The organism is Shewanella zhangzhouensis (assembly GCF_019457615.1).
Classification (GTDB): domain Bacteria; phylum Pseudomonadota; class Gammaproteobacteria; order Enterobacterales; family Shewanellaceae; genus Shewanella; species Shewanella zhangzhouensis.
The window spans coordinates 142,969-159,331 of sequence record NZ_CP080414.1 but is presented as its reverse complement, the minus strand read 5'-3'; the positions used below and the strand labels follow the sequence as shown (position 1 = coordinate 159,331).

Annotated in this window: 11 protein-coding genes and 1 riboswitch; of the genes, 6 read left to right on the top strand and 5 right to left on the bottom strand. The window is 56.4% G+C overall.

Annotated features, from left to right (window positions below; translation table 11 throughout):
* Positions 1 to 3: 3 nt before the first annotated feature.
* Positions 4 to 2,151, bottom strand: coding sequence for a S9 family peptidase (locus tag K0H63_RS00690; protein WP_220066318.1), 2,148 nt, complete (start codon positions 2,149 to 2,151; stop codon positions 4 to 6).
* A gap of 151 nt (positions 2,152 to 2,302) precedes the next feature.
* Positions 2,303 to 2,513: riboswitch (FMN riboswitch) on the top strand.
* A gap of 167 nt (positions 2,514 to 2,680) precedes the next feature.
* Here K0H63_RS00690 and ribB point away from each other — a divergent pair.
* Positions 2,681 to 3,349, top strand: a complete 669-nt coding sequence (gene ribB / locus K0H63_RS00685) for a 3,4-dihydroxy-2-butanone-4-phosphate synthase (protein WP_220066317.1) — start codon at positions 2,681 to 2,683, stop codon at positions 3,347 to 3,349.
* Positions 3,350 to 3,675: 326 nt separating this feature from the next.
* Positions 3,676 to 6,885 (top strand): EAL domain-containing protein, encoded by a 3,210-nt coding sequence (locus K0H63_RS00680; RefSeq protein ID WP_220066316.1) that lies wholly within the window; start codon positions 3,676 to 3,678, stop codon positions 6,883 to 6,885.
* 40 nt (positions 6,886 to 6,925) lie between these two features.
* Here K0H63_RS00680 and ftnA read toward each other — a convergent pair whose 3' ends face one another.
* The gene (gene ftnA, locus K0H63_RS00675) at positions 6,926 to 7,453 is read right to left on the bottom strand and encodes a non-heme ferritin (RefSeq protein WP_220066315.1); all 528 of its coding nucleotides are present in this window, start codon (positions 7,451 to 7,453) and stop codon (positions 6,926 to 6,928) included.
* A gap of 212 nt (positions 7,454 to 7,665) precedes the next feature.
* Here ftnA and K0H63_RS00670 point away from each other — a divergent pair, with 212 nt between their 5' ends.
* The 4 genes from K0H63_RS00670 (at position 7,666) to moeB (ending at position 13,961) form a co-directional block, all read left to right on the top strand.
* Positions 7,666 to 10,746 (top strand): efflux RND transporter permease subunit, encoded by a 3,081-nt coding sequence (locus K0H63_RS00670; RefSeq protein ID WP_220066314.1) that lies wholly within the window; start codon positions 7,666 to 7,668, stop codon positions 10,744 to 10,746.
* Positions 10,743 to 11,813, top strand: a complete 1,071-nt coding sequence (locus tag K0H63_RS00665; RefSeq protein ID WP_220066313.1) for an efflux RND transporter periplasmic adaptor subunit — start codon at positions 10,743 to 10,745, stop codon at positions 11,811 to 11,813. The genes K0H63_RS00670 and K0H63_RS00665 overlap by 4 nt, the downstream gene beginning before the upstream one ends.
* Before the next feature lie 136 nt (positions 11,814 to 11,949).
* The gene (gene moeA, locus K0H63_RS00660) at positions 11,950 to 13,191 is read left to right on the top strand and encodes a molybdopterin molybdotransferase MoeA (RefSeq protein ID WP_220066312.1); all 1,242 of its coding nucleotides are present in this window, start codon (positions 11,950 to 11,952) and stop codon (positions 13,189 to 13,191) included.
* A 5-nt stretch (positions 13,192 to 13,196) separates the two neighbouring features.
* Positions 13,197 to 13,961, top strand: a complete 765-nt coding sequence (gene moeB / locus K0H63_RS00655; RefSeq protein WP_220066311.1) for a molybdopterin-synthase adenylyltransferase MoeB — start codon at positions 13,197 to 13,199, stop codon at positions 13,959 to 13,961.
* Positions 13,962 to 13,986: 25 nt separating this feature from the next.
* On the opposite strand, the gene K0H63_RS00650 is transcribed toward moeB, so the two are convergent.
* From K0H63_RS00650 to K0H63_RS00640, 3 genes are all read right to left on the bottom strand, one after another.
* Positions 13,987 to 15,180 carry an HD-GYP domain-containing protein gene (locus K0H63_RS00650; RefSeq protein WP_220066310.1) on the bottom strand — a complete coding sequence of 398 codons (1,194 nt, stop codon included), beginning with the start codon at positions 15,178 to 15,180 and terminating at the stop codon, positions 13,987 to 13,989.
* Between the two features lie 214 nt (positions 15,181 to 15,394).
* On the bottom strand, positions 15,395 to 15,625 hold the full coding sequence (locus K0H63_RS00645; RefSeq protein ID WP_220066309.1) for a hypothetical protein: 231 nt from the start codon (positions 15,623 to 15,625) through the stop codon (positions 15,395 to 15,397).
* Positions 15,625 to 16,359, bottom strand: coding sequence for a DNA-binding protein (locus K0H63_RS00640; protein ID WP_220067768.1), 735 nt, complete (start codon positions 16,357 to 16,359; stop codon positions 15,625 to 15,627). The genes K0H63_RS00645 and K0H63_RS00640 overlap by 1 nt, the downstream gene beginning before the upstream one ends.
* Positions 16,360 to 16,363 lie beyond the last annotated feature (4 nt).

Genomic DNA, 16,363 nt, shown 5'->3' with positions numbered 1-16,363 from the left:
GGCTCACTCTATGCCCCACAGGTGCAGGAAAAATGCGTATTCCAGCGCCATATCCTCAAACTGGCGATAACGGCCCGACTTGCCGCCATGCCCGGCTTCCATATCCGTCACCAGCAGCAGTTCATTGTTGTCGGTTTTCAGCTCGCGCAATTTGGCGACCCACTTGGCCGGCTCAAAGTACTGAACCTGGGAGTCATGCAGGCCTGTGGTAACCAACAGATGGGGGTATGGCTGACGGGTCACGTTGTCATAGGGTGAGTAGCTGAGCATATAGTCAAAGCTCGGCTTCTCGTTGGGATTGCCCCACTCGTCGTACTCGTTGGTGGTCAGCGGAATCGACTCATCCAGCATGGTGGTGACCACATCCACAAAGGGTACACCGGCGTGGATAGCCAGATACCTGTCGGGCGCCATATTGGCCACGGCGCCCACAAGCAGGCCTCCGGCACTGGCACCACTGGCCACAACCTTGCCTTTGGCGCCGTAACCTGCGCTCACCAGTGCGTCGGTCACATCAATAAAGTCGGTGAAGGAGTTTTTCTTGTCGAACATACGACCGGCATCATACCAGGGCCTGCCCAGCATCTCGCCGCCCCGTACGTGGGCGATGGCATAAACCACGCCTCTGTCGAGCAGGCTCAGCGCCGACAGGGAAAAGTCCGGGTCGACCACGCTGCCATAGGCACCATAGCCATACTGGTAGAGAGGATTGGTGCCATCTTTTTTGAATTTGTCTTTGCGATACACCACAGACACGGGCACCAGCACGCCATCCCGGGCGGGCAGCATCAAACGTTCGCTCTGATAGGCGCCTGCTTCAAACCCCGGCACCTGAAGCTGCTTAAGCAACTTACGCTCACCGGTATGAATGTTGTATTCGTAAGTTGCATCCGGGGTAGTCAGGCTGGAATAGCCAAAACGTATTGTATTCGCACTCTGGTCCCGATTGGTGCCAAGCCAGGTCACATACGCGGCTTCATCGAAATGGATTTCCCGGCCCTGGCTGCCATCCGGGTCGTAGACCCGTATATGGGTAGCGCCCGCTTCCCGGGTTTGCAGCACCAGGGCGTCTTTGAGCAGCAGCATATCTTCGATACGCACCTGCTCGTTATAGGGCACAACGTCCTGCCAGCGAGATTTATCGGCGGTATCCTTGCCGCTGACTTTCATCAGACGGAAATTGGTGGCCTGCCAGTTGGTCAGCACATAATACTCATCCCCCAGCTTGGTGATGGCATATTCATGGCCTTCTTCCCTCGGCAGGAAAGGAGCGAACTTGCCCAGCGGCTGGTTGGCATCCAAAAGCTGCACTTCGGTGGTCGTGGTGCTTTCATGGAAAAGTAAAATCCGGCTGCCATCGAGGGTCTTGCCAAGTCCGATATAAAAGCTGTCATCGGTCTCTTCATACACCAGCACATCTTCGCTTTGCGGTGTTCCCAGGCGGTGGCGATACACCTGATAGCCAAGCAGGGTCTGAGGGTCTTTGGCGATGTAAAACACATGTTTGCCATCGTTGGCCCACACGGCCTCGCCTTCGGTGTTTTCCAGCACATCGGCCAACAGCTTGCCGCTGACCAAATCTTTGAAATAGAGCTTGTAAATGCGGCGGCTCAGCAGGTCTTCCCCGAAGGCCATAAGCTTGCCATCTTCACTGACGCTGACATTGCCAAGGGAGTAAAACTCCTGCCCTTCGGCGCGTTCGTTGGCATCCAGCAGCACTTCTTCCACGCCGTTCAGGGACACCTTGCGGGCGATGATGGGGTACTCTTTGTCACCTTCCACCCTGCGGTAATAGTATTTGCCATGCCACAGATAAGGCACAGAGCTGTCGTCCTTCACCATGCGGGCCGTCATTTCGGCAAACAGTTTTTCTTTTAACCCTTTCCAGGGTGCCGTTCGGGCTTCGGCGTAGGCATTTTCGGCATTGAGATGGGCTATCACATCCGCGTCAGCGCGGTCATCGTCCCGCAGCCAATAGTAATCATCCACCCGGGTGACCCCATGGTGCGTCATTTCATAGGGCACCTTGGCTGCGACAGGGGCCACAGGCGCCGCATCTTCCCGGGCAAGGGCTCCTGAATGTTTATCGATATTGTGACTGCATGCGGACACCATTAAACATACTCCTGCGACCAACGCCTGTCGTTTCATACCCAAATCCATCGGTTATTCACATTATGGGGAACATCAAAATTATGCCGAACATAGTGCCTCGGCCCATCACATCAAGGCAAGGGCAAGGTTTGCATTCGGCGCACCGGTAGCAGACAATGTGCCCGCCCGGTGCAAACACCGGGTGAAGTTACATTCTCAGGGCGGGGTGAAATTCCCCACCGGCGGTAAAGGGGCATCTTTGGATGTCACAAAGCCCGCGAGCGCCTGCGAGCATGGTTTTGCGCAGGGTCAGCAGATCCGGTGATCCCGTTAACGGGTATTCCGGAGCCGACGGTGTTGTCTTGGTGCCGGGAGTCATCCCTGTCAGCCAGGCTCAGTCCGGATGGGAGAGAATGGTCGAGATTATCCGGTTAGAACACCGTCTCAGCCCCGGCTGAAACGCGCCTGCCTGCGGTCTGATGACCGCGGTCAATACCGGCTTTCGCACCTTAACACCTTGCCGTGTGGCACAGGTGTATCCTGCTATGCCCTGATCCAATAACCCTATGTGCTTTAAGGAACTATTATGGATCAGATTCAAACATCCCCTTCACTGCTGGCGCAGTTCGGTAATCCGCTCGCCCGGGTCGATGCCGCCCTCGATGCACTGCGTCGCGGCCAGGGCGTACTTGTGGTCGACGATGAAGACCGTGAAAACGAAGGCGACCTGATTTTTGCCGCCGAGTCGCTTACCAATGCGCAGATGGCCATGCTTATCCGCGAGTGTTCAGGCATTGTGTGCCTGTGTCTGACCGATGAGCGGGTGCGCCAGCTTGAATTGCCCCCCATGGTGGAGCAAAACAGCAGCCAATACGGTACTGCATTTACCGTGAGTATCGAAGCCAGGCAAGGGGTCACCACAGGCGTGTCTGCCGCTGACAGGGTCACCACCATCAAGGCCGCCATTGCCGATGGTGCCAAACCCAGCGATCTTGCCCGTCCTGGTCATGTGTACCCGCTGCGGGCACACCCTGCCGGCGTACTCGGACGCCGTGGTCATACCGAAGGCACTGTAGACCTGATGCGCCTGGCGGGGCTTAAGCCATTTGGCGTTTTGTGCGAGCTGACCAACCCCGATGGCACCATGGCGCGCCTGCCTGAAATCATCGCATTCGGCCAGACTCACCGGATGCCGGTGCTCAGCATCGAAGATCTGGTGCAATACCGTGAGGCACTGATGAGCCAAAGCGCCTGACGCTCATTGGGCCATTAAGTGCCTGTTCTGTCAGGCACTTAAAACAAAAGGCGACCAGTGGTCGCCTTTTGTTTTAAAAGACCAGGGTCGCATATCTGTGCCATCACCGAGCACACTCCAGGGAACTCGTCACCCCCAAGCGGGTAAAAAACCGAATGATTACTCTGATTCACACAGTTTTTTCGTGGCTTTTGTGATGTGGATTAGAAATCCATGAACTAGTGGTGCCCCTCGGCCAAAGGCTGTGTTAATTCTTTGCGACTCTATAAGCCCCGGCAAGGAAGAAGTAGGGGACTATCTCGATTCACCATGGAGCTCTTTTGCAAATGGCCTCGCTGCACGACTACAGCCTCAGACAGAAGCTTATCCTGTTTGCAGTGCTGCCTATTCTTACCCTGGCTATCTTTGGCATCATTCGCGCCATGGGCCTGCATCAGGAATTTCAAACAGCCAGTCGCAATGCCCTCGCCATTCAAATCAGCGGTGAAACCGCCGAACTCGTGTATGCGCTGCAGCATGAGCGCAGCCTGAGTATGAATTATCTCAGTGATAAACCCACCATCACGGAAATGGATCTCAAGGCGCAGCAAGCCAAAACCGATTTAAGTTATCGCCATTTGCTGCAAAGTCACGTACTCGAAAGATTCAGCCAAGGCCTTGCCGGTGACGAGGCCATGACCTTCAACGAGGTCATGGGCAATATCAAGACCAGTGCCAATCGTCTGCCTCTGGTGCGTCAGGCCATACAGCAACATCGGTGGGATGAGCCGGGTTTCTTCAATCGTTTCAATGATGAACTCCTGCTGCTGGTCAATCAGTTGCAGCACCAGACCAATGATGCCGCCCAGTCGCGGGCTTACTCCGATCTCTTGCTGGTCCTGAGAATTCAGGAACTGGCGGCGCGGGAACGGGGCCTGATGACACGGCTGCTGAGTGCCAACACTCTGGAATTATCCTCATTCAACCTGCTGGAAACCCTGATAAAAGAACAGCGTCATGGTGAAGACCTGGCGTTGGATACCTTTGAAGAACACCACAGGGTGCTGCTGCAAAAGCTGCAATCATCCCTGCCCAGCCAACAGGTGGAAAACATCCGCGCCCAGGTGGCACAGCAACGTAACATCAGCCAGTTGGCCTGGGAGATGTCCGACAGCCTGGGTTACGGTGGGCTAATCCACAGCTATAAAAATTTCCTGCTGCGGGGCGATGAGGTTTACGCCGGCCAATTTAACCAAAAATGGGATGACATGAGCCTGCTGCTGGCCAAACTCAAGGCGCTGCCCAATCTCAGTGCTGAGCAGCGAGGGGCCATCGATGAGATCAAACATACCTTGCTGCAGTACCACACGGGCATACCCAAAATCCGCCAGCTCAGAGCCGCCGGTATGCCTGTGCAAGCCATTGATGCCCAATTAAGGGTGGATGACTCACGGCTGCGAAACGCTCTGGATACCCTGAGATACCCGGCTCCGCCGGTGAACGCCCGCCTGTGGTGGGAGCTGGCCAACGAACGCACCGCCATGTTGCAGGACATGGCGCGCAGCATTGCTGCCCATATCCAAAGCCTCAGTCAGTACCAGATGACAATATCGCTAACCTATATCAGCATTTATGCGGCATCGGCGTTGCTTACCCTGATACTGTCTTTGCTGCTGGGGCGTAAAATCACCGCCAGCTTTATGGGAAAAATCGAAAGCATTGCCTCGGACATGCAAAAAATGGCCGACGATCCCAAGCTGGAGCTGACAATTAAAACCAAGGGCAGTGACGAGATTGCTGCCATGGCCGAGGCCATGAACAAGATGCTCAAGGAGCGTAAAAAGTACCGCCAGGCCCTGGTCAGGGCCGCTGCCGTATTTGAATATTCCGCCGAAGGCATCATGGTGACCGATGCCGATAACCACATCGAGCTTATCAATCCCGCCTTCAGCCAGATCACCGGCTACGGCATTGAAGAAGTGAAAGGCCGCAACCCCTCCATTCTCAGCTCGCACCGCAATCCGCCGCATCTCTATGACGCCATGTGGGAGTCGCTGCGCAGCACCGGCAAATGGGAAGGCGAAATCTGGAATCGCCGTAAAGATGGTGAGGTCTACCCCGAATATCTGGCCATTACTCTGGTGCGGGATGATGAAGGGCAGATAGTCCATCATATCGGCCTCTTTATGGACATCAGCCGCCGCAAGCAATACGAGCAGGATATCTGGTACAAGGCCAACTTCGATACCCTCACAGACCTGCCAAACCGCAAACTGTTATCAGAAAGACTCGGCCACGAACTGAAAATGGCCGAACACGACGGGCGTAAACTGGCGGTGATGGTGCTGGATCTCGATAGATTCAAGTACATCAATGACACCCAGGGCCACGATTGCGGCGACCTGTTGCTCAAAGCCGTGGCCAAGCGATTGCAAACCGTTATGGGCTCCACCGACTTTATCGCCCGCCTCGGTGGCGATGAGTTTGTGATAGTGCTGCCCCGTCTGGCGCAGGAACATGCCGTCGAGCAATATGCCAAACGTTTGCTTCAATCCATGGCGGACCCCTTCAAAGTCGAGCAGGGCACAATGTCTGTGTCGGCCAGCCTGGGAATCGGCCTGTATCCCCAGGACGGGCTGGATGTGGAAACCCTGCTCAGTAATGCCGAAACTGCCATGTATGGTGCCAAGGACGAGGGACGTAATCACTTCAAATACTTCACCCAGGAAATGAACCTGGCGCTGATTGAGCGCCTGGGCATGGAACATGACTTGCGCCGGGCCGTGGCCAACGACGAGTTTTGCTTGTTCTACCAACCCGTGGTGGATATGGAAAGTGGCGAGGTCACGTCACTGGAAGCCCTGCTGCGCTGGCAGGATCCCGAGCAGGGACTGGTCTCACCGGTGCGCTTTATTCCGGTGGCGGAAGACATGGGATTGATGGGTGAACTGGGGCAGTGGGTGATGGACAAGGCACTGGCCGATTTGGCCCGTCTCCATGCCATGGGGTTTGGTTTGAGCATGGCCATCAACGTGTCGGCGTGCCAATGCCACTGTAAGCGCCAGAGTCTGGACGAGCAGCTCAGAAGTGCACTGTCCCGTCATGGTATTGCGCCCCGCCATCTCCATGTGGAAATTACCGAGAGCCTGCTGCTGGACAACAGCCATCACTGCCTGGACACCCTGAACAATATTCGCGACCTGGGCTGTGCCATCTATCTGGACGATTTCGGTACCGGCTATTCGTCCCTCAGTTATCTGAAAAAATTCCCGATTTCTGCCATCAAAATCGATAAAAGCTTTGTGGAGCAGCTGCCGGGTTGCGAGTCGGATGCCAGCCTGGTGCGCGCCATTGTCAACATGAGCAAATCATTGGGCATGAAACTGGTGGCAGAAGGCATCGAATCCAAAGATCAACAGGCCTTCTTGCAAGCGCTGGGCAGTCAGTTTGGTCAGGGCTACCTGTATTCGCGCCCTCTGCCCTTTGAGGAGTTGCTGCCGTGGCTGGAACGCCGCCAGCACAATCAGCCGGACGGATTTGCCTATCAAAACAGTTAAAAAAAGCGGCCATTGGCCGCTTTTTCGTTTCAGAGCAGCATTACTGCGCCGAGGGTTTCATGATGCTTTCGGCCTCTTGGGTCGCCAACATGGCCAAATCTTTATCGATAAAGAACAGCGCCTTGCCATCTTCGCCAACCAGGCGAATTTTATCGACAATGCTTTTGAACAGCTTTTCTTCTTCATGCTGCTCGGCCACATACCACTGCAGGAAGTGGAAGGTGGAATAATCCTGTGTTGAAAAAGCCGCATGGGCCAATTCATTGATTTTACGGGTGATGGTTTGCTCATGCTCGTAGGTGTACTCGAACAGAGACAGCAAAGACGTAAACTCGGCTTTGGGTGCGGCAATGGCGCCAATCAGCGGCACCCCCCCGGTTTCGCTGACATAGGTAAACAGGCGGCGCATATGGCCCATTTCCTCGTCGGCATGGGCACGCATAAAGTGGGCGGCCCCTTCAAACCCTTTATCCTCACACCAGGCACTCATCTGCAAATACAGATTGGAAGAGAAAAATTCGAGGTTAATCTGCTCGTTGAGCTTTTCAATCATGGTGGCAGCCAGCATTGTTGCGTCCTTTATACGTCTTTTTCATGAATCGGCATTGTCACCAAGGCAATAGCAAAGATCAATAAAATTTACCTAAATCAATGATTTTAAAATAGTAACACTTATCATTATTGCTGATAATCGAGTTACATTTGCTTACCAAGCAAACATGTTCTGTTTACATATAACCACTAAGCTCCTTTGCATAACTATGCCAAGTGCGCCACAACATGAACCTGACCCATTCCAGCACACAAAACCCGGCCGCCACCACAGTGGCGCTAATGCTGATCCTGATGTTTGGCCTGCTTGCCATTGCCAAGTTGCCGATACAGCTGCTGCCCAACATAGAGCAGCCCCAGATTTCCGTTTTCAATAACTGGCGCGCCGCGGCGCCCCAGGAAATGGAATCCAACATCATAGAACCCCAGGAAAACGTGCTCAGGCAAGTGCCCGGAGTTCAGGAAATGACATCCAACATTTCCCAGGGGTTTGGTGGCATTACGCTCACCTTCGAGGTGGGCACCAATATGCAGGAGGCGATGATTAACGTCATCAACTCCCTCAATCAAACGCCCCCCAGGCCGCTGGATGCGGGCGAGCCCTTTATCAACGTGGGCGGCGGCAATGGTGGCACCCCCAACCTGGCATCCCTGCTGATTTACACCCTGCCGGATAATCCGCAAACCGATTTATCCCAATACCAAAAACTCATTGATGATTTGGTTGAACCCAGACTCAGACAGATAACCGGCATCGGCGCCGTGCAGCTACAGAGTGAATTACCCAAGGAGCTGCACATTGAATTTGACCCCTTTCGGGCGGCCGCACTGGGTATCACGTTAGACCAGCTCAGAAGCACCATTTCCCGCGCGGCAGACATCTCCGGCGGCACCGCCAAGGTCGGGCGGCGGGAGTACACGGTACGTTTTGCCGGCCAATATCGCCCCGAGACACTGGGGCAACTCATCGTGGCCTACAATGCGGGTCGCCCGGTGTATCTGCATGAACTGGCTGACATTCGGGTCACCACAGCCGAGCAGCGCGGTTTCACCAAACGTAATGGCTACCCCGCTTACTACATCACCTTGGAAGGCACCTTCGATGCCAACACGGTTGAGGCCCTGGATGGGGTCAATCAGGCCATCAAAGATCTGAATCGGGACGTACTCAATCCCCGCGGGCTGACGCTGGAGCTGTCTTTCGATGCGTCGGTCCACATTAAACGTGCCATCCTGCTGGTTAAAGGCAACCTGGGTATTGGGGTGCTGCTGGCACTGCTGATTTTGTATGGCTTTCTACGGGATATCCGCGCCACCCTGATGATTGGGATCACCATACCCCTGGCGCTGCTGATAGCCTTTATCACCCTCGAAGCCATGGGCAGAACCCTGAATATCATCTCTCTGGCGGGGCTCGCCTTTGCGGTGGGCCTGGTACTGGATGCGGCCATCATAGTACAGGAAAATATCGTCAGGCTGCGGCATCAGGGTATGGCGCTGGCTCAGGCGGTACTCACGGGCACGGCACAGGTGAAAGGTGCGCTGCTGGCCTCCACCGCCACCACAGTGGCCATCTTTTTGCCGGTACTCTTTATGCCCGGCGTTGAGGGGCAGCTCTTTTCGGATTTGGCACTGACCCTCTCGGTGGCCGTGGTGTCGTCTTTTATCAGCGCCATCAGCGTTATCCCCATGCTGAACATGCTGTGGCTGAAAACCGATACTCAGCAAAGCGGCAAAGACTATTGGCAGCCGCTGAGCGCCTGGGTCAAACGCCTTACCCTCACCCGCAAGCTTGCGGCCTTCTGGTGTGCGCTGCTGATTGTGGGCACGAGCGCCCTGAGCCTGCTGCTGATGCCCAGGGTCGATTTTTTACCCCAGGCCAGTGGTGACGGCATTTTTACCTTTTTCTCTCTCCCTCCCGGTGCCAACATTGATGCCATGGAAGCCGAACTGGGCACCCGCCTTATCAGCAGGCTGAAACCCTATTACGACAAGGAAAAACAACCGTATATCAAGGGCTATAACTTCTCGGTTTTCGGCGCATTCAACGTGCTCTTTATCTACCCGGAGGACCCGACCCGTATCGATGAGATGCTGGGGCTGCTGAATAACGAAATCCTCAAGGATCTGCCGGACACCCAGGCGTTCCCCAATCGCAGCACCCTGCTCAACTTTGGCTTTAACGGCGGCCGCGCCATCAATATCGACCTGATTGGGCCGGATATGGAGCAGCTGATGTCGGTGGCGTCGGCGGCCATGCCCCTGATCAACAATGCCATGCCCGGCGCCGTGGTACGCCCCATTCCGGGGTTGAGTCTGGCGCAGCCCGAGCTGCAGCTCATCCCGGACGAGCATAGACTTGCCCAGGCCGGGGCGGATCGCACCCAAATTGCCAACGCCATCCGCGCCTACACCTCGGGCCTGTGGGTGGGCGAGTATTTCGACGGCAACGAGCGTATGGATGTGCTGCTCAAGGGCCCCGAGTGGCAATACCCGGAGCAACTTGCCGCCACACCGGTTTACACCCAGGGAGCAGGCGTGCAGACCATAGGCGAACTTGCCACCATTCAGCGCACCGTGGGCCCCACCCAGTTGCAGCGGGTCAATGGACGCCGGGCCATCTCGCTGCTGGTGATCCCGCCCCAGAATCTGTCCATGGATGAAGCCATGGAGCAGCTCAATGGCGGCACCCTGGATGAGATCCGCGCCCTGCTGCCCGCCGACGGCTCGCTGGCGTTTCGAGGCACCGCGGACCGCTTAAGCCACACCATCATGCAAATGGGCACCAACTTCCTGATGGCTGTGGTTATCCTGTTTTTGTTGATGGCAGCCCTGTTCAAATCCGTGAAGGACAGCCTGTTGGTGATCCTCTCCATGCCCATGGCAATCTGCGGCGGTGTATTGAGCCTGCGACTGCTGAATCTCTTCAGCTTCCAGAGCCTGGATTTGCTCACCATGATTGGCTTTATCATATTGCTGGGATTAGTGGTCAATAACGCCATCCTGTTGGTGGACCAAACCCGTCAGGGCAGCCGTGAAGGCCTGTCGCTGGACGATGCCATCTACCAGGCCGTCGCCACCCGTGCACGCCCCGTGTACATGAGTACCCTCACCAGCATTTTCGGCATGCTGCCCCTGATGCTGGTCCCAGGCGTGGGCAGTGAAATCTATCGAGGTCTCGCCGCCGTGATTGTGGGCGGCATGACCTTCAGCGCCCTCTTCACCCTCGTTCTCATGCCCAGCCTGCTTCGTCTTACTGCCACCCAGGCCACCAGCACCAAAGCCCTGACACAAGAGGTAACTCAATGACTTATTTTAAAACTTCCCTGCTGGCATTGGCGCTGCTCCTCAGTAATCAGGTGCTGGCAACAGATGCGCGTTCCGTCGGGGTGGCCACGGTGGAACAGCGCCCCCTGTCACCCAAACTCATGGTGGTGGGTACAGTGCACAGCCGCAGTCTGGCCCAGCTGACCACGGGCGTTACCGGTAAGCTCGAGTGGGTGCAGGAAGCCGGAACCCGGGTCGCAGCAGGTGAGGTAGTTGCCCGTTTGGATGCCACGCCGCTGACGCTGCAACTGGCCGAACAACAGGCACTGGTCAATCGGGAAGAAATCGCACTGGCGCGCCTTGAGCGGAATCTGACCCGACTGGAACGTCTGGCGGCCAGCCAAAGTATTTCACGCACCGAAATCGACGATACCCGTTCCGAGCGGGATCTGGCCAAAAGCAGCCTGGAGCTGGCCAAAGTCAGGCTGGATATCATCCGTGATAATCTCGCCCGCACCCAGCTTAAGGCGCCCTTCGGCGGCATTGTTATCGCCCGCAGTCATCAGGCGGGTGAAGATGTAGGCCCAGCCGAGCCGGTACTGACCATCACAGACCCCGACCATCTGGAAATAAGACTCCATGCCCCCCTGAAACACAGCCGCAGGGTGAATGCCGGAGATGAGCTCAAGGTGTATCACAGCAACGGCGAATTCAGTGCCCGCATCCGTACCCTGATACCCGTATCGGATGTGCGCAGCCAAACCTTTGAGGCCCGCCTCGACCTGCCTGAGGACATGGCCCGGGAAATCAACATAGGTGAACTGGTGTCCATGGCCCTGCCGATTGCACCGGCGACCTTAACCACTCTGGTGCCCAGAGACGCGCTGGTACTGCGCTCCAGCGGCGCGAGTGTGTTTCGGGTTACCCCCGAGCAGACCGCCGAGCGTATTTCCGTGACCCTGGGAGACGGTGAAGGCCCCTGGATAGCGGTGCGGGGCGAACTCAGCGCCGGTGATACCGTGGTAATTCGCGGCGCCGAGACCCTGACCGACGGCATGAAACTCTCCGTGCAGCAGGCAGCAGCCCAGGCCACGGCCAGCGCCAAATAGCCCAATTTTCACCTACCCAGACAGGCAAAGGTGAGCCAATTCACACTTTTTGCCTGTCTGGATCATACAGTTACCCCGCCATGCCATGGCATAATGGCTGCCTTACATCCAAGCAAACCAATCCCAGGGAGCCTGAATGCCCAGCCAAGACCCATGCAGCAAACCCGAACTCATGCATCCGGATGAGGCCATCAAGAAACTGCTCGAGCAGGTGAATACCATTTCGGATACCGAGGTGGTTACCCTGAACCACGCCCTGGGACGGGTATTGGCCGAAGACTTGAAGAGCCAGCTGGACTTGCCCCCATTCGATAATTCCGCCATGGACGGATACGCCTTCCGCTTTGGGGATCTCGAGGCATTCAATGGGGTACTGACCCTCAAGGGCCAGTCCTTCGCAGGCCATCCCTTTAAGGGCCAACTGGCCGCCGGTGACTGTGTCCGCATCATGACAGGCGCGCCGATTCCGGCAGGCCTCGACACTGTGCAGATGCAGGAAGAAACCCGCGCCGAGGGCGAGCAGATCCATATCAAGGCGCCCAGGGCCACCGGTGAGCATGTGCGCCGCCGCGGCGAAGAACTTAAGGCGGGTGATACAGTGCTTTGCTCCGGGGTACGCATTCGCGCCGCCGAGCTTGGGGTGTTGGCCACGGTGGGCATCAGCCAGATCCGGGTATATCGCACCCTCAAGGTTGCTTTTTTCTCCACCGGCGACGAGCTCATGCCCGTGGGCAGTGAACTGGCACCGGGGCAAATCTATGACTCCAACCGTTACTCCATTCGCGGATTGCTGGAAAAGTCCGGTTTTGAATGGCTGGATCTCGGGGTGATCCCCGATAACCCCGAAGCCATTCGTCAGGCGTTTCGTGAGGCGGCGAGCCGCGCCGATGTGGTGCTGACCTCAGGTGGCGTGTCTGTGGGAGAAGCCGATTTCACCAAACAGATCCTGAGCGAAGAAGGGCAAATCACCTTTTGGAAACTCGCCATCAAACCCGGCAAACCTTTTGCCTGTGGCCGCATCGGCAAGGCATTGTTCTGTGGTTTGCCCGGCAACCCTGTGTCCTCCATGGTGACCTTCCAGAAACTGGTCTGGCCCATGCTGCGCAAAATGCAGGGTATGCCCCAGCGCCCACCGCTGTTGGTGGAGGCCACACTGGCGAGCGCCATTCGACGCCAGCCCGGACGGGTAGAATATCAGCGCGGCATACTGACCCGTGAAGACAAGGGCCTCATGGTGCGTACCACGGGTGGCCAGGGTTCGGGTATGTTGACCTCCATGAGCCTCGCCAACTGCTTTATCCATTTGCCCCAATTTCAGGGCAGTCTGGAGGCGGGTGAGACTATTCTGGTTGAACCCTTCGACAGCATTTTGGACTGAACCCGATGACCGACGACATACTCTCAGACACAGAGCTGCTGCGCTACAGTCGCCAAATCTCCATTAAATCCATGGACATAGATGGGCAAGAAAAGCTGAAACAGGCTCGGGTGCTGGTGATAGGCGCTGGCGGCCTGGGCTGCGCCGCGGCCCAATATCTTGGCGTAGCCGGAGTTGGTGAGCTGACCCTGGTGGACTTTGATACGGTGGAGCTGTCGAACCTGCAACGCCAGGTGCTGCACCGGGACAACCGCATCGGCATGCTCAAGGTGGAATCGGCCAGGCTGGCACTCAACGAGCTCAATCCCCATGTGCAGGTGAATCCCATCGGCCGGGTGTTGGACGACCCTGAAATGGATGCCCTGGTCGCCGATCACTCTCTGGTGCTGGACTGCACAGACAATGTGGCGGTGCGTCAGCAGCTGAACCGGGCATGCTTTGCCCATAAGGTACCGCTGGTATCGGCTGCAGCGATTCGCATGGAAGGCATGATCACCGTGTTTGACTATGCCGGAGGCAGCCCCTGTTATCAGTGCTTCGCCAGTCTGTTTGGTGAGCAGCAATTGACCTGTGTCGAGTCGGGTATTCTGGCTCCCGTGGTGGGATTGATGGGGTGCTTACAGGCGGTTGAGGCCATCAAGCTGATAACCGGCATGGGCAAGCCGCTGCTGGGGCGGCTGTTGATGGTGGATGCCATGACCATGGAGATGCGCCAGATGATACTGCCCACGCAGCCCAATTGCCCCGTTTGCGGTGATGCCACAATTTAAACTCCGGGCAGGGCGGCTTCGCTTTTCAGTAAAATGGCTTGGGATCGACATCCAGGCTGGATGGGGAGACGCCCCGCTCTATGTTCAGGTCTGACTTGAGCAGGTCGACAAAATTCACTTCGGTGTAGCGTCTGTGCTTGAGTGAGTAAAAACATTTCACTATCGGGCTCAGGGCATCCCTGTCTTTGGATTCCCAGACAATGCCCACACGCCCATCCGACAGCTCCACCAGCGACCCCACAGGATACACACCGATACAGCGGATAAATTCGTACACCAGGTCTGTATCCAGATGGAAAGGGGTCAGGCTCAGCAAAATCTTAAAGGCGGCCGCAGGGCTCATGGCCTCTTTGTAACAGCGGGTGGCCGTCAGGGCATCGAAGATATCCACGATACAGGACATGCGGCCATGGAGCGGGATTTCATCGCCCTTCAAGCCACGGGGATAACCGCGACCATCGAGCTTTTCATGGTGCATCAGGCACACATCTTTTGAGATTTGCGACAAGTCCGAAGCTTCGGCCATGATATCCAGCGCATAAAACTGGTGCAGTTTCATGTGCTCAAATTCTTCCGGAGTCAGCTTGCCCGGCTTATGCAAAATCTTGTTATCAACCTTGATTTTACCAATGTCGTGCAGCACCCCGCCCACGGCCATCTGCTTTAAGGTGTCACGGTCGAGGTTTAAATACTTGCCAAAGGTCACCAACAGGAAGGCCACATTCACCGAATGCTCAAGCAGATAGGCGTCTTTATCGCGCAGCGCCGACACACATTTGAGGGCATCATCATCAAGCATGATGGACTCAATCATGTTGTCGGCCAACGCTTCAAAAGGCTCCACTTCTATGGCTTTGCCTTCGAAGGTTTCGGACAATACCTTGCGGATAAGTTCCTTGGCTTCATCAAGGAGCTTTTTAGCCTGGGTTTGGCGCAGGTCACGGTTGGCGCGGGAGGGACGTGTTGCCCCGGCAGGTACTGAAGTTCCCGGAGGTGACTTGGGTTTGAGACCGGATTCGTCGGAAGAGCGCTCCACATCCACCCACACATGGTGAATGCCGCTTTTGACCAGCTTGGCGATGGTTTCCCGGCTCTTGATTTGCCCGGCATTGGCAACGGCGACCTTGCCGTTATTTTCAATGGCCGCCACAAACATGCCACGGGTGAGCTTGCTGACAGGCAACTTTAACAATGCCGCTTCAGGCGCCCTATCGGCCATGTCACTCACCCCCAACGTCAACAATGAAAGCCTGAGTATAATGCCAAGCCACAGAAACGCAGCCTGCCCGACGCCCTGGCTGCCACATTAACGTTTTGTGGCCAAGCCCCCGGGAGTCGCATTGTATGACGGCAGCCAGTACCTTTCCAGCATTTACGCGAATCCTTTTTGTAGCATTTATGTGCAAAATGACACTGGCTTCAGGGTCCAAGAATTAAAGGCTGTTGTCGGGATGAAGACGTTTGAGATACAGACACTGAAAGCTGCCCTGCTCCCATCGCCGCCAGGCGCAGTTCACACAGGATAGGGGCACATCGTCGACTTGCTCGTCCTCATCATCCGGGACAAATCCCTGACACGCCCCGGCCGCAAGGCGTGCCTCGGTCAGCGACACGCCGTGGCGATACCACCAGCGGCCCCCACGGCATTCAAAAAAGTCGGTCATCAGTACTCCTTGAGTTCCTGTTTGCCGGCGTTGCGCCAGGCACCGTCGCGGAAACTCACCAGAATGGCACTGCGTCCCTGACGCCACACGGCTTTGAGCTTACCCCTAACCCGCACCGGCACCTCATCGGCAAGCTCGGTATCGTCAAGGGCAATCACGGCATCCACACCGGTTTGCGCCAATAAGACCGATACCGGCAGGCTGAGCTCATCGTCCCCCTGCCCCACATCGAAATGGCCCTTAAGGCGACCATCGTTGCCCTCGAGCCGCAGCCCCAGCCCGGCCAGCGCACCTATCACGCCCTGCCCCGTGCCGCCGTGCTCACTGAGGTGGACCCCAATGTCTGCGGCCAAGCCATATGCCTCATCCTTGGTCAGTACCCGGCGTTTGGCGGCGAGACCGAACTCAACCAAGGCAGCGTTTGACGTAAAGGAAGATAGGCACATGAAGGCCAGGCCCGGATCGGCCGCCGCGGCCGACTCGGCTTCAAGCAACTCACTCGCCAGCTGCTTGAGCCGCTGGGGCGATATGTCACCTTTCAGCGCAAAACACATGGCGCTGTTGTGTGAGGTGTAGGGAATATCCGGATGCACCAGCAATTGGTGGCGCGTCACCGGGGAAGCCACACCGCCGCAATCAATCGCCAGTATCTGTCCCAACTGCTGGGCTATATCCCCTGTGCCACGGGTGCCGATATCGTCGGTGTCATCGATGGCAATCAGGTATTCAGGCAAAGTC